Raw genomic sequence first — 13003 nt, forward strand, 5'->3', positions numbered from 1 at the left:
TCGGCCCGGCCTGGGCCTTGCTTGGAACCTTTGACCATGACTCGCGGCATTTCCCCTGAAGACCACGCCATCGCCGGCGCTTCGTATACCGAACCCATGCCTGAGCGCGCTGGCTGGCGTGCGTGGCTGGGCGTGATCGCCGTCGGCCTGGCGACCTTCTGCGTGGTCACCACCGAAATGCTGCCGGTGGGGCTGTTCGTGCCCATTACCGCTGCGCTCGACGTTTCGGTGGGCATGGGCGGCTTCATGCTGTTCGTGCCGGCCATCCTGGCGGCGCTGTTCGCGCCGCTGGTCGTCATCGGCGCGAAGGGGGCGGACCGCCGCGTGATCCTTTGCGGTTTGCTGGCGCTGCTGGCCTGCGCCAACGCGGCCAGCGCCTGGGCGCCCAGCATGGCGTGGTTCCTGGCGGCGCGGGTGCTGGTGGGCTTTTGCATCGGCGGCATCTGGGCGATCGCGGGTGGATTGGCGGGCAGGCTGGTCGGGGCGGGCTCGGTGGGACTGGCCACGTCCATCATCTTCGGCGGGGTCGCGGTGGCGTCCGTGCTGGGCGTACCGCTGGGCGCCTTCATCGGCGAGCTGGCCGGCTGGCGCGCGGCCTTCGGCGCCATGGCCGCGCTGTGCGCCGCCGTGCTGCTGCTGAATCTGCTCAGCCTGCCGCCGTTGCCCACCGCGCGTTCGCTGCGTCCGCGCCAACTGGTGTCGCAGCTGGCCAATCCGGGCCTGCGGCGGGGTCTCCTGATCACGCTGTTCCTGGTCGCGGGCCATTTCATGGCCTACACCTTCGTCCGTCCGCTGCTGCAGATCCACGCGGCGTTCGGAGAGAACTGGATCGGACCGCTGCTTTTCGCCTACGGCGCGGCGGGTGTGGCGGGCAACTTCCTGGGCGGGACTGCGGCCGCCAGGCGGCCGGCCGCGACGCTGCTGATGATCGCGGTCAGCCTGCTGATGGTCTTGCTGCTGCTGGGCATGCTGGGGCAGTTGCGCCCGGCCGTCGCGGTCTTGCTCTTGCTGTGGGGCCTGGCTTATGGCGCGGTGTCGGTGTCGCTGCAAACCTGGATGATGAAGGCTGCGCCGGATGCCGTGGAAGCCGCCACATCGCTGTTCGTCGCGGTGTTCAACCTGGGCATCGCGGCAGGTTCGCTGCTGGGCGTGCCCAGCGTGGACGCATTGGGGCTGCGGGCCAATCTATGGCTGGCCGCGGCCTGCATGCTCTGGCCGGCGCTGATGCTGGCGCGGGCTGGGTGGGGCGAGTGGCGCGGCGATTACGCGCGGAAGGCGCGCAACAGGGTATCCACCCCGTAGCGGCAGGTGGCCAGATGGTCTGCGTCGGGGCCGTCGGCGCGGCCGCCGGTCAGCCGCGCGTGCGAGGCGATGCCGTTGATCAGGTTGCCCAGGGTACGCGCTGCCAGGCGCGGATCGTCGATGCGCAATTCGCCGCGCGCGCAAGCGCGTGTCAGGCATTGTTCCAGGGGCGCGTGCAGTTGCACTTCCACCGCCTGCCGCAGGGATTCGGCCAGGTGCGGCAGGCGATGCGATTCCGACACGATCAGGCGGTAGAGCGCAGCCGATTTGGGCTGCAGGGCGTAGGTCAGCAGGCGTCGCGCAAGTTCATGCAGAGCGGGACCGACGGGCTGGTCCAGCATGGCGTCGGCGAAGACCGCCGCGCGCATGCCGTTCAATTCGTGCTCCAGCACCGCGACCAGCAGGCCTTCCTTGTTGCCGAATAGCAGGTAGGCGGTGGCCGCCGACCCGCCCGCCTGGCGCACGATGCGCTGGATGGAAGTTTGCGCGTAGCCGTGCTCCAGCAGTGACTGGGTTGCGGCTTCGAGCAGGCGCTCGCGGCGCGCCTCGCCCCGGCTGGTCAGCGCGCGCGGCGCCGTATCGTCTGGAATCGTATTCACTTCATTCCCATGGCCGCGTATCGGTCGCGGACTCTCTTGCACCAGGCGGATGTCTGGTTGAATTTGTGTAATGTATAGTACATTACGCGCTTGCAACATCATCCAAGCAGCTGTGACCCGCCGCAACGCCGGCGCCCGCAGCGCTCATCACCATGATCGACGACCTGGTTCAATTGGGAAAACTGGTCAGCCTGGGGCTGGCCTTGATGCTGCCCCTGGCCAATCCCCTGACCTCCATGACATTGCTGCTGTCCCTGGGCCAGCAGATTCCCTATAAAGAGCGCGAACGCCAGGTCAGGCAGGCCGCCTTCTACGTGGTCGGCATCATGCTGGTCACCTACTACGCCGGCGCCTGGATCATGCATACCTTCGGCATTTCGATCCCGGGGCTGCGCATCGCCGGCGGGCTGATCGTGGCCAGCATCGGCTTCAGCATGGTGTTCCCATCCGCGCCGTCGACCGCCTCCGAGGCCGACGTGGCTGATGCCCAGGCCAATCGGCAGACGCCCAACATCGCCTTCGTGCCGCTGGCGATGCCTGGCACGGCGGGCCCCGGCACCATCGCCATGATCATCAGCGGCGCGGCGACCCTCGATGCCTCGGTGACGCAGACCTATGCGCCCTGGGTGCTGGCGGTGACTCCCATCCTCGTGTTCTCCCTGCTGGGCCTGCTGTTCTGGATATGCCTGCGTTCGGCCGGGCGCATCGTGGCCGTGATCGGGCAGGGCGGGGTGGAAGCCATCTCCCGCATCATGGGCTTCCTGCTCGTGTGCATGGCGGTGCAGTTCGTGATCAACGGCGTTCTGGAAATCGTGCAACAGCATGGCGGCATGTAATCGACCCGGGCGCGGCTGCCTGGCGATCGCCGGACGCGTCATCTTCAGTCTTGTTCTTATCCTGTCCGCGCTGTGGGGCGGTCTGGCGCTGTTCTACCGCATGCCGGGCGGCACAGTGGTGCAAGGCGCAGCGGCGCTGGCCTGGGCCGCGCTGTGCCTGTATGCGGCCGTCGCGCTGTGGCGCGGACGCACGCGGCGATCCGCCTGGACCTGGCTGATCGGCATGGCCGCGCTGTGCGTCTGGTGGCAGACTCTGGCCCCGTCCAACGACCGGATCTGGGCGGACGATGTGGCGCGCACGCTGCGCGGCAGCGTCTCCGGCTCTATCGTCACGTTGGACAGCGTGCGCAACTTCGACTGGCAGGCCGATACCGACGCGCGCTACACGGCGCGCTGGGAAATCCAGCAGTACAACCTGAACGAGCTCGTTTCCGTGGACATGGTCCTGTCGTACTGGGGCAGCCCGGCCATCGCCCACACGCTGGTCTCCTTCGGTTTCACCGACGGCCGTCACGTCGTGTTTTCGGTCGAGATCCGCAAGGAACGCGGCGAGCAGTTTTCCGAGATCGGCGGCTTCTTCAAGCAGTTCGAACTGAGCGTGATCGCCGCGCAGGAGCGCGACATCCTCTACGTGCGGGCCGGGCCGCGCGCCGAACGCGTGTACCTGTATCCCGTCGACATGCCCGTGCCCGCCATGCGCGAATTGTTCTTGTCCTATGTGCGCACCGCGAATGAACTGGCCGACGCGCCGCGCTTCTATCACACGGTGACCGCCAATTGCACGACGCTGGTCTACAGCATGGTGCGCGCCATCGTGCCGGGCCTGCCGATGGATTACCGCATCCTCCTGTCCGGCTACCTGCCGGAATACCTCTACGAACAAGGCGGGCTGGATACCAGCAAGCCGCTGGCCAAGCTGCGCGAACAAGCCTACCTTGGCAAGCCCGCTTTGCCGGGCCCCGATCCGGTCGAGTTTTCGCGGGCCATCCGCCAGCCGGCATCCGCTGGGGCCGCGCAGTGAGCGGAATCCGGGCGGTCGGCGCGAAGGGCGGCGCGATCCTGGCCCTGCTGCTGTGCGCCGGCTGCGCAGGCGTCAAGGTGTCTTCCGTCAGCACCCAGGACTACATCGCCCAGCGCCGCGGCGACGTGCTCACCACCGGCCAGTTGAGCGCGTCCGCGCGCGAGTCCATGGCCGTGCTGGGCCTGAACGCGCAGGAATGCCGCAAGGATCGCGACGCCTGTACCCGCGCGCTTGCCACCATGGATGGGCTGGACAGCGAACGGCGCCTCTCCACGCTGTCCGAAGTCTGGCTGATGGAGGCGTTGGCCACGGAGAAGCAGCGCCCCGACGGCCAGGCCGGCCAGGACGAGCTGCTGGACGCCTATCTGCAGACGGCGCGGGCCGCCTATGCCTATCTGTTCTTCACGCCGCGCTCGCCCAGCGACCGCGCCTTCGAGGACCGCCAGACCCAGGTGCGCGACTATTACAACTACGCGGTGCAGCAGGCCGTCACGCGCCTGTTCGAGCAGCATCGCGGCCGTCCGCCGGAACCCGGGGCCAGCATGGCGGCGGGGCCCTGGCAGGTCGTGGGCGAGATGTCCGATGTCAAGCTGCCCGGCGGCAAGCAGTTTCCGCACGAACTGGTGCCCGCGGCTAACTTGACCTTCCGGGGGCTGCGCAGCATGTACCGGCGCGACGGCTTCGGCGCCGAGTTGGTGGCGGTCACGGCGCGCCGTGTCAACGATGCCGACACCTTCAAGACGCCGTACAGTGAAACGCCGTTTCCGGCAGTGACCGTCATCATGGCTTTTCCCGGCGGCACGCTGGAGGAAGTCATGGCCACGCACAATGCGACCCTGGCGGCCTACGATCCATACAAGCGGGACTCGGTCGAACTGGCCGGCACGAAGGTGCCGCTGGCCGCCAACTTCACGTCGGGCTACGGCCTGTGGCTGGCGCGGTCGGGCTTCGCCACCCAGGCGCTGCGCAACGTGCTGGGCAAGGAAGAGGGCATCGAGGCGCCGCACGTATACCTGTTACAGCCCTACGACCCGGACCGGCGCACCGTCGTCATGCTGCACGGTCTGGCGAGCAGCCCCGAGGCCTGGATCAACGTCGCCAACGAGGTGCTGGGCGATGAAACCCTGCGCCAGAATTACCAGATCTGGCAGGTCTATTACCCGACCAACACGCCGCTGGCGCTGAACAACCGCGCCATCCGCGATGCGCTGCGCCAGACGATCGAGCATTTCGATCCCATGGGGGCGGCGCAGGCTTCACGCGACGCCGTTATCATCGGGCACAGCATGGGGGGCGTGCTGAGCCGGCTGCTGGTATCCTCGTCCGGCACCGTGCTCTGGGACGCATTGCGCGACCACGCCAAGCTGGACGAGACCCGCCTGGCCGAGGCGCATGCTGAATTCGACCCGGTGCTGAGCTTCGAGCCATTTCCCGGCATCTCGCGCGCGGTGTTCATCGCGGCGCCGCACCGGGGTACGCCATTTGCCGAGAACACTTTGTCGCGTTGGCTGTCCAACCTGATCACGCTGCCTGTGACCGTAGTCAGGCAGTTCGCCAAGCTCAACAGGCTGGCCGACGCCGATGGGCCGCCCCGGCCAGAAACCTCGATCCGGGTGCCCAATGGCGTGGACAACCTGAGCGAAAAGGACCGATTTGTGAAACTGACCGAGTCCATGCCGATTTCGCCGGCGGTGCGCTACCACAGCATCATTGCGAACAATACGCCCGGCGTCCCGCTGGCGGATTCGGACGACGGGCTGGTGCCGTACCGCAGCGCGCATCTGGACGGAGCCGAGTCCGAGAAGATTATTCCGTTCTCGCACAGCGTGCAGGAGACGCCGCAGGCGATCCTGGAGCTCAGGCGCATTCTGCGGCTTCAGCTGGAACAGGGAGCGCGCTGATGCACGGGTTGTTGTTCGGCCTGCTGGGCGCCGCCGCCGGTATCTTGATCGCGGCGCTGTTGCGCCAGCCGGGCGTACTGCTCTATGACTGGATCGCGACGCGCGCAGCGGCCAGGCGCCAGGCCACTTTCCGCAAACGCCAGGCCCTGATCGTCGAGGCAGCCGCGCGCGATGCCGCGAAGGCCAAGCACAGGCGGCCTGTCACGCAAGCCGGATAATCCTGCGCGCAGGAACGAAATGGCCGGCCAGGGGCCGCTGCGCCGGCCTATCGGGATTCCAGCCCCAGGTGCCCGCGCAGCGTGCGGTGCTGGTACTCGGTGCGGAACAACCCCCGGCGTTGCAACACCGGAATCACTTGCTCGACGAAATCGTCGATGCCTCCGGGCAGGGAAGGCGGCATCAGGTTGAAGCCGTCGGCGCCTTCGTTGCGGTACCAGTGTTCCATCCTGTCGGCGATCTGTTCGGGCGTGCCCACCATGGTGCAGTGGCCGCCGCCGGCCGCCAACCTTCCGAGCAACTGGCGCACGGTGGGCTTTTCGGTTTCGATGATGCGCAGGATGGTGGCGTAGCGGCCCTTGGGGCCGGTGAATTCGGCCAGGGGCGGCAGGGTGGGGACGGGCGCGTCCAATTCCCAGGCGGAGCAATCCTGCAGCACGAACATGCCCAGTTGGCGCAGCGACGCGTCGCTGGGCAGCAGCGTGTCCAGTTCGCGCTGCTTGGCCCGGGCTTCGGCCTCGGTCGAGCCCACGTAGGTGACCAGGCCCGGCATGATGGGCACGAAATCCGGGCGTCCGGCGGCCAGCACGCGCCGCTTGATGTCGCGGTAGTAGGCCTGCGCCGCGGGCAGGTCGTAGGCGACGGCGTAGATCGCTTCGGCGCGCCGCGCGGCCAGATCGCGGCCCTGGTCCGAGGCGCCGGCCTGGAACAGCACCGGGCGGCCTTGCGGGGGACGCGGCACCGTCAGGGGGCCATCGACCAGGAAATGCTCGCCATGATGGCCGATCTTGTGTACGCGCGCAGGCACGCCATAGTCGCCGGCGCGATCGATGGCCAGGGCATCCGCGTCCCAAGAGTCAAACAGCTTCAATGCGACGTCGACGAACTCCTCGGCGCGCGCATAGCGCCAGTCGTGCCCCGGCATGGACTCGTAGCCGTGGTTGCGCGCTTCGGCGTCGAACATGGACGTGACCACGTTCCAGCCCATGCGACCGCCCGAAATATGGTCCAGCGAGGCCACCATGCGGGCTGCGTGAAAGGGCGTGAAGAAGGTGCTGGAGACCGTGCTGATCAGGCCGATGCGGGAGGTGGCGCGCGCAATCGCGGCCATGGCGGTCAGCGGTTCCAGGTGCCAGCGCGGGCCGTCGCCGATGTTGTCGACCGATTGTCCGTCGGCAAAGAAAATGGCGTCCAGCTTGCCGCGTTCGGCGGTGCGCGCCAGTTCCTCGTAATAGGCGATGTCGCCCAGCCGCTCGGCGGCCGAATCCGGATGGCGCCAGGCGGCGCGATGGTGGCCGCAGCCGAAGATGAACAGGTTCAGATGCAGCATGGCGATCCGGCCCGGGCAGGGGCGGTAAAAGGCGCGATAGGCATGGTCAGGCTCTACGATTGCGGCGGCGGACAGGAAAACTGCCGCCGCACGCGGGCGAACTTAGCACAAAAGCCGTGGGCGGTCGTCCGTGCCTGGCGCGTTGACATTGCCGTGCCGCTCTCCTAATCTTGCGGCAATTCCTGGGGGAGCCCTGCAAGGGCTGAGATTCCGCGGCATCGCGGTAACCCTTTGAACCTGATCCGGGTAATGCCGGCGAAGGGAAGGACATCGCGCAGTCCGCGCGCCCTCCCTAGACTTTCATTCATCTTGCGGCCTGCGCACCAGCGTGGCGGGGCCGCCGCGTTGCGCGTCCGGCTGTCCGCCGGCAGCGGGAGGACCGATACCCATGTTGACCCAATCAACCGCCCTGATGTGGCTGCTGCTGTTTTCGGGCGGCTTTGCCGTGGCCAGCGTGCTGTACACGCGGCGCAAGCGCGGCACGCTGGAAGACTACATCGTCGCCCGCAACAGCCAGGGCGCCTTCGGCACCATCCTGACGCTGATGGCCTCGACCCTGGGCGCCTGGATCCTGTTCTCGCCCGCGCAGGCGGCGACCTGGGGCGGCCTGGCTGCGGTCATCGGCTACGCGCTGGGATCGATGTCGCCGCGCTTGGTCATGATTCCGCTGGGACGGCGCATGCGCGAACTGATCCCCCACGGCCACACCCTGACGGAGTTCCTGATGGCGCGCTACGGCCGGCCCATGTACGGCCTGGCGCTGTTCATCATGCTGTTCTATCTCTTCATTGCGCTGTCGGCCGAAGTCACGGCGATCGCCAAGCTGGTCACCATGCTGGCGCCGGTGCCGCTATGGGCCACGGCCGCCATCGTGATGGGCACCACCTTGCTCTACACCACCTACGGCGGCCTGCGCTCGTCCATCTTCACGGACCAGGTGCAGATGATGGTGATCGTGCCCCTGCTGGTGATCCTGTGCCTGGTCGGCTGGCAAGCCGCGGGCGGGGCCACGCCCACCATCGAAGCGCTACAGGCCAAGGCGCCGCAGTTGCTGGACCTGACCGATCCGGTGGGCATCAAGGCGGGGCTGACCTTCTTCGTCGCCATCCTGCTGACCGGGATATTCCACCAGGGCAACTGGCAGCGCATCTATGCCGCCCGCGACGCGCGCTCCATGCGCAACGGTTTCCTGCTGGGCGGCCTGCTGGTCGCGCCCTTCATCTTCCTCATGGGATTGTTCGGCCTGGCCTTCGTCGGCCTGGCGCCGCAGGGAGACAGCTCCATCGCGCTCTTCAGCGTCATCATGCCGCATGCCCCCGCATGGTTCGTGATTGCGCTGATTCCATTGGGGCTGTCGCTGGTCATGAGCACCGCCGACACGGCGATCAGCGCCGTCTCCAGCATCATCGCGGTCGACATGCGCCGCCTGATGCCCAACGCCAGCTCCATGACCATGAAGCGGCTGGCGCGCTGGCTGGTGCTGTTGATGGCCATTCCGGTCATGATCGTGGCCTCGCAAGGCTACAGCGTGCTGTACCTGTTCCTGCTGGCCGACTTGCTGTGCTCCGCAGCCGCCTTCCCGGTCTTCTACGGATTGTTCAGCCGCAAGCACGACGGCCTCACCGCCACCGTCGCCACCATCTCCGGCTTGGCGGCCGGCCTGTTCTACTTCCCGGCGCCGGGCGACAAGCCCTCGTTCCTGCTGGAGTCCTTCCTGCTGGCGGCGGTGGTGCCGGTGGTGACGACCGTGCTGATGCGCTGCCTGTTGCGCGGCCGCGAGGAGTTCGATTTTTCGACGCTGAGCGCGGCGGTGCGCCGGCTGGATCGGGATCCCGTCTAGGCGCCCGCTTTGCAGCGCGGCGCTTTTCAGCGAGCGCCGCGCTGCGTTCATGGCGCGCGCAGCGCCTTCTTGTCCACCTTGTTGGCGCCCGTGTAGGGCAGGGCGTCGAGTATGCAGATGACCGCCGGCACCTTGTAGCGCGCCAGATTCGATTGGCAGTGCGCGATCAGCCCGGCTTCGTCGATTGCCGCGCCCGGCCGCAGGACGACGAAGGCGCGGATGACCTCGCCGCGGTAGCTGTCGGGCCAGCCCACCGCCGCGGCTTCGGCCACGTCGGGATGCAGGTACAGCACTTCGTCGACCTCGCGCGGGTAGACGTTGTAGCCGCCGGAAATCACCAGATCCTTCTTGCGGTCCCGGATGTACAGGAATCCGTCCTCCGCGAATTCGCCGATGTCGCCCGTGTACAGCCAGCCGTCGCGCAGGGTTTCAGCGGTAGCGTCGGGCCTGGCCAGATAGCCTTGCATGATCTGCGGCCCCCGCGCGCGGATTTCGCCGCGCTGGCCGGGCGCCAGCACGACCGAGCCTGTTTCCAGGTCGACCACCTGCACCTCGGTGCGCGCGACGGGCGTGCCAACCGAGCCATGGCGGGTTCCGGCCGGGCCGTTGTAAGTCAGGATGGGGCCGGCCTCGGTCTGGCCATAGCCTTCGTAGATCGGCGCGCCTACCGCAGCTTCCCAGCGCCGGTGCACCTCTTCGGCCAGCGGCGCGGAACCGGAATAGCAGGCCCGCACGCTGGACCAGTCGGTGCCGCCAAAGCGCGGATGCGACAGCAGGCCGGTATAGATCGTGGGGCTGCCCGGAAACAGCGTGATACGCTCGCGCTCCACCGCGTCGCAGACGTCGTCGGGCCGGTATCGCGGCAGCACCACCAGCGTGGCCGCGGCGCTGGCGGCCAGGAACAGGCCCATGGCCATGCCATAGGAATGGAATAGCGGCATGGCGCAAAGCACGCTGTCGGCGCCGTAGCGGGTGGGCAGCGCCAGTTCCCGCTGCAACACATTGGTGGCGATGGCGTCGCGTCCGAGGATCACGCCCTTGGGATGTCCGGTCGTGCCACCGGTGTATTGCAGCAGGGCCGGCGCCTGGGCCTCGGCATCGTCCAGCGGCGCATCGTCCATGCCAGGCTCCAGCCACGCACGGGCTTCGTCTTCCGCGACCAAGCGGATGCCCAGCGCCGCAGCCAGCGGCGCCGCAACGGAGATGGACGCGGCATCGGCAATCAGCAGCGCGGGCTGCGCGTCGCGCAGGATGAATTCCAGTTCGCGCGCCGTATAGAGCGGATTGAGCGGCACATGCTGGTTACCGGAGCACTGCAACGCCAGCGTCACCACACAGGCCAGGTCCGAATTGCCCAGCAGGGTTGCGATCCGCGCGCCGGACACCGTACATGCTTGCAGACGGCGGGCCGTCGCCCAGACTTCGGCGGCATAGCGCCGGTAATCGACGCGCCGCGCGCCGCAGACCAAGGCCGTGCGTTCGGGCCAGTCGCGCACCGCGCGGGCCAGCAGCGCGGGGATGCGCAGGACGCCTTCGAGGCTGGATTGGCTCATCGTGCAGCTCCGCCAGCGTCCACGCGCAGGACCACTGCCATTGCACTGTCGCCGGCCGCGCAGCCCGTGAAGAGGCCCAGTCCGCCGCCGCGCTCGGCCAGTTCCTCGATAAGCTCGATGACGGACCGCAGGCCGGTCGGGCTTTGGGGATGGCCCCACACCAGCGAGCAGCCATAGTTGTTCATGGCCATGACGTCCAACCCCGTGGCGCGCGCCAGCGCGATGTCGGAGACCACGAAGGGATTGTGCGTCTTCACCGCATGCAGGTCGGCCGCGGCCAGGCCGGCGCGTTGCAGCGCATGGCCGGCGGCTTCGATGGGCGCCTGCGGCATGTAGCCCTTTTCGGTGCGCGACTGGCCGAAGCCCAGTATCTCGATGCCGATTTCAGGACGTTGCGACAACTCACGCGCACGTTCGGCGGTTGCCAGAATCATGCCGGCGTTGCCGTCGGCCGGATGCGTCTGCCCGCCATAGGTAATGGTGCCGCCGGGCAGCACGGGCGTCAGCCGCGCCAGACCCTCCGCCGTCGTCGCGTGGATGCCTTCATCGCCTTCCAGCACCGATGCGGTCTTGGCGTAGCGCGCGTCGGGCACCTGGAAGGGCAGCGTCATGTAGCGCTGCTGGAACCGGCGGCCGTCGGCGCAGGCCTGCGCATATTGCTCGTAGCGGCGCAGCGTGACCGCATTCTGCTCGTCCGTGGAAATGCCGTGGCGCTCGGCCACGCGCTCCCCGGTCTGCAGCATGGACAGGCCGCTCCAGGGATCGTGGGAAAAATTGTCCAGCACCCAGTTTTCATGCGCGCCGGAGCCACCCGGGCCGGCGGGATCGGGATGGTAGAGCTGCGGTCCGTTGGACACGCGGTCGGCCATGAGGACCAGCGAGGTCTCGGCGTTGCCGAGCATGAGTTCGGCCGCGGCCGTGGCCAGGCCCCGCGCCGAGGTGGCGCAAGCCTGCGAAACCACCGGCCCCGCCAGATGGGGCGCGCCGAGCATGCCGGCCACCCAGGGCAAGCCGTAGAACGAGCCCTGCTGCGGCACCGAGCAGCCCAGCACCGCGCTCTGCAGCGCCGCGGGCGCGATGCCGCGGCGTTCCAGTTCGCGGCTCGCGGTCCAGGCCGCGAAACGCAGGCTGTGCAGGCGTGACAGGCTGCCCTGCCAGCGCGAGAAAGGCGTGCTCCAATACGCGCCATAAGGAATGTGTACGCCGGTCATGCGGACTCCTGCTGCAAATGGGCGGCTTACGGCAGGAACTGCCAGGCGCCCGAACGGGCCTGCATCAGCACGACGCCGCGCTCGTCCAGGCCGTTGTGGTTGGTGGGCGACATCATGTAGATGCCCTGTGTGCCGACGGTTCCCTGCAGGCTTTCCAGGGCGTCGCGCAGCGCCTGGCGGAAGGCCGGGGTGCCAGGCTGGGTGCCCGCCGGAATCTTGCCCACGGCCGCGTCCAGCAGCAGATAGGCGTCGTAGGTATATGGCGCGAAGGCGTTGCGAGAGTCGGCGCCGTAGGTCGATTCATACTGCTGGGCGTAACGCGTGGCGACCGGCTTGATCGGGCTGTCCGCGGGCAGCTGTTCCACCACCTGCACGGGCCCGCTGGGCACGATCACGCCATCGACTCCCTTGCCGCCGAGCTTCAGGAAATCCTTGTTGATCACACCATGCGTGTTGTACTGAACGCCCTGATAGCCGCGTTCGCGCAACGACAGATGGGGCAGGGCGCCCGGCGTGCCCGAGCCCCCGACCAGCACCGCGCCCGGATTGAGGGCGACGATCTTCAGCACCTGCGCCGTGACCGAGTTGTCGGTGCGCGCATAGCGTTCGTTGCTGAGCACCTTGATGCCGCGCTTGGCGGCCGATTCCTGCAAGGCGCGGTAGACAGCGTCGCCCCAGGCGTCCGAAAACCCGATGTAGGCCACGCTCTTCACGCCGCGCTTGACCATGTCGGCGGTCAGCGAGTCCACCATGAGGTCTATGCCGTGGGCCACCACGAAGATCCATTCGGCGCGGTCCGGGCTGACCGCGATGGGTGCCAGCGAGAGTTGCGGCGTGCGGGCTTCGCGGGCGACTTCCGTGACCGCCATCGAGGTTGGCACGTTGCTCGGGCCGATGATGGCGTCCACCTTGTTTTCGGTGATCAGCTTGCGGGCGGTCCTCACCGCGGACGACGGATCGGTCGCATCGTCCAGCGCGATGTATTCCACCGGCTGGCCGCCCAGCGTCTTGGGCAGGAGCGGCACGGTGCTGCGGTACAGCGAACCCATGGAGGCTCCGGGTCCGGTGCTGCTGGCGATCACGCCAATGCGGATGTCGGCGGACGCGGCGGCAGGCGCCAGGGCGCAGGCCAGCGCCAGCGCGGCAAGACGATGAAACATGGCTATTCCCCTTTTTTCTGGATATCGCCCGGCT

11 protein-coding genes and 1 riboswitch are annotated in these 13003 nt (G+C 67.8%); of the genes, 6 read left to right on the top strand and 5 right to left on the bottom strand.

The window, feature by feature from the left end; genetic code table 11:
* The first annotated feature begins 36 nt into the window (after positions 1-36).
* Positions 37-1302, top strand: a complete 1266-nt coding sequence (locus IB258_RS00135; RefSeq protein WP_192351958.1) for an MFS transporter — start codon at positions 37-39, stop codon at positions 1300-1302.
* Here the strand turns inward: IB258_RS00135 and IB258_RS00140 are convergent.
* On the bottom strand, positions 1263-1901 hold the full coding sequence (locus tag IB258_RS00140) for a TetR/AcrR family transcriptional regulator (RefSeq protein ID WP_192327280.1): 639 nt from the start codon (positions 1899-1901) through the stop codon (positions 1263-1265). The two genes, IB258_RS00135 and IB258_RS00140, sit on opposite strands and share 40 nt — an antisense overlap.
* Before the next feature lie 152 nt (positions 1902-2053).
* Between IB258_RS00140 and IB258_RS00145 the strand changes: the two genes are divergently transcribed.
* From IB258_RS00145 to IB258_RS00160, 4 genes are read left to right on the top strand one after another with little or no spacing between them, the layout of a single operon-like run.
* Positions 2054-2737 (top strand): MarC family NAAT transporter, encoded by a 684-nt coding sequence (locus IB258_RS00145; RefSeq protein ID WP_054456540.1) that lies wholly within the window; start codon positions 2054-2056, stop codon positions 2735-2737.
* The gene (locus tag IB258_RS00150) at positions 2724-3758 is read left to right on the top strand and encodes a DUF4105 domain-containing protein (RefSeq protein WP_192351959.1); all 1035 of its coding nucleotides are present in this window, start codon (positions 2724-2726) and stop codon (positions 3756-3758) included. Before IB258_RS00145 ends, IB258_RS00150 begins: the two co-directional genes overlap by 14 nt.
* Positions 3755-5659, top strand: a complete 1905-nt coding sequence (locus IB258_RS00155; protein WP_192351960.1) for a triacylglycerol lipase — start codon at positions 3755-3757, stop codon at positions 5657-5659. The genes IB258_RS00150 and IB258_RS00155 overlap by 4 nt, the downstream gene beginning before the upstream one ends.
* Complete coding sequence (locus IB258_RS00160) at positions 5659-5877, top strand: hypothetical protein (RefSeq protein WP_175182255.1); 219 nt, start codon at positions 5659-5661, stop codon at positions 5875-5877. The genes IB258_RS00155 and IB258_RS00160 overlap by 1 nt, the downstream gene beginning before the upstream one ends.
* 47 nt (positions 5878-5924) lie before the next feature.
* On the opposite strand, the gene IB258_RS00165 is transcribed toward IB258_RS00160, so the two are convergent.
* The gene (locus tag IB258_RS00165) at positions 5925-7205 is read right to left on the bottom strand and encodes an LLM class flavin-dependent oxidoreductase (protein ID WP_054456544.1); all 1281 of its coding nucleotides are present in this window, start codon (positions 7203-7205) and stop codon (positions 5925-5927) included.
* A 174-nt stretch (positions 7206-7379) separates the two neighbouring features.
* A riboswitch (TPP riboswitch) is annotated at positions 7380-7486 on the top strand.
* Positions 7487-7593: 107 nt separating this feature from the next.
* Here IB258_RS00165 and IB258_RS00170 point away from each other — a divergent pair.
* Complete coding sequence (locus IB258_RS00170; RefSeq protein ID WP_192351961.1) at positions 7594-9045, top strand: sodium:solute symporter family protein; 1452 nt, start codon at positions 7594-7596, stop codon at positions 9043-9045.
* Between the two features lie 47 nt (positions 9046-9092).
* Here IB258_RS00170 and IB258_RS00175 read toward each other — a convergent pair whose 3' ends face one another.
* Genes IB258_RS00175 through IB258_RS00185 form a run of 3 tightly spaced genes read right to left on the bottom strand, consistent with a single transcriptional unit; the run spans position 9093 to position 12969 of the window.
* Positions 9093-10598 (bottom strand): AMP-binding protein, encoded by a 1506-nt coding sequence (locus IB258_RS00175; RefSeq protein ID WP_192351962.1) that lies wholly within the window; start codon positions 10596-10598, stop codon positions 9093-9095.
* Complete coding sequence (locus IB258_RS00180; protein WP_119449091.1) at positions 10595-11809, bottom strand: thiolase family protein; 1215 nt, start codon at positions 11807-11809, stop codon at positions 10595-10597. The genes IB258_RS00175 and IB258_RS00180 overlap by 4 nt, the downstream gene beginning before the upstream one ends.
* Before the next feature lie 26 nt (positions 11810-11835).
* Positions 11836-12969, bottom strand: coding sequence for an ABC transporter substrate-binding protein (locus tag IB258_RS00185; RefSeq protein ID WP_192351963.1), 1134 nt, complete (start codon positions 12967-12969; stop codon positions 11836-11838).
* Positions 12970-13003: the final 34 nt, after the last annotated feature.

The sequence above is a fragment of the Achromobacter sp. ACM02 genome (assembly GCF_014851605.1).
GTDB lineage: Bacteria > Pseudomonadota > Gammaproteobacteria > Burkholderiales > Burkholderiaceae_B > Achromobacter > Achromobacter aegrifaciens.

Excerpts from the sequence above, each read along its gene's own strand:
- IB258_RS00135 (WP_192351958.1), top strand. The coding sequence starts at position 37 with ATGACTCGCGGCATTTCCCCTGAAGACCACGCCATCGCCGGCGCTTCG.
- IB258_RS00145 (WP_054456540.1), top strand. The coding sequence starts at position 2,054 with ATGATCGACGACCTGGTTCAATTGGGAAAACTGGTCAGCCTGGGGCTG.
- IB258_RS00150 (WP_192351959.1), top strand. The coding sequence starts at position 2,724 with ATGGCGGCATGTAATCGACCCGGGCGCGGCTGCCTGGCGATCGCCGGA.
- IB258_RS00160 (WP_175182255.1), top strand. The coding sequence starts at position 5,659 with ATGCACGGGTTGTTGTTCGGCCTGCTGGGCGCCGCCGCCGGTATCTTG.
- IB258_RS00165 (WP_054456544.1), bottom strand. The coding sequence starts at position 7,205 with ATGCTGCATCTGAACCTGTTCATCTTCGGCTGCGGCCACCATCGCGCC.
- IB258_RS00170 (WP_192351961.1), top strand. The coding sequence starts at position 7,594 with ATGTTGACCCAATCAACCGCCCTGATGTGGCTGCTGCTGTTTTCGGGC.
- IB258_RS00175 (WP_192351962.1), bottom strand. The coding sequence starts at position 10,598 with ATGAGCCAATCCAGCCTCGAAGGCGTCCTGCGCATCCCCGCGCTGCTG.
- IB258_RS00180 (WP_119449091.1), bottom strand. The coding sequence starts at position 11,809 with ATGACCGGCGTACACATTCCTTATGGCGCGTATTGGAGCACGCCTTTC.
- IB258_RS00185 (WP_192351963.1), bottom strand. The coding sequence starts at position 12,969 with ATGTTTCATCGTCTTGCCGCGCTGGCGCTGGCCTGCGCCCTGGCGCCT.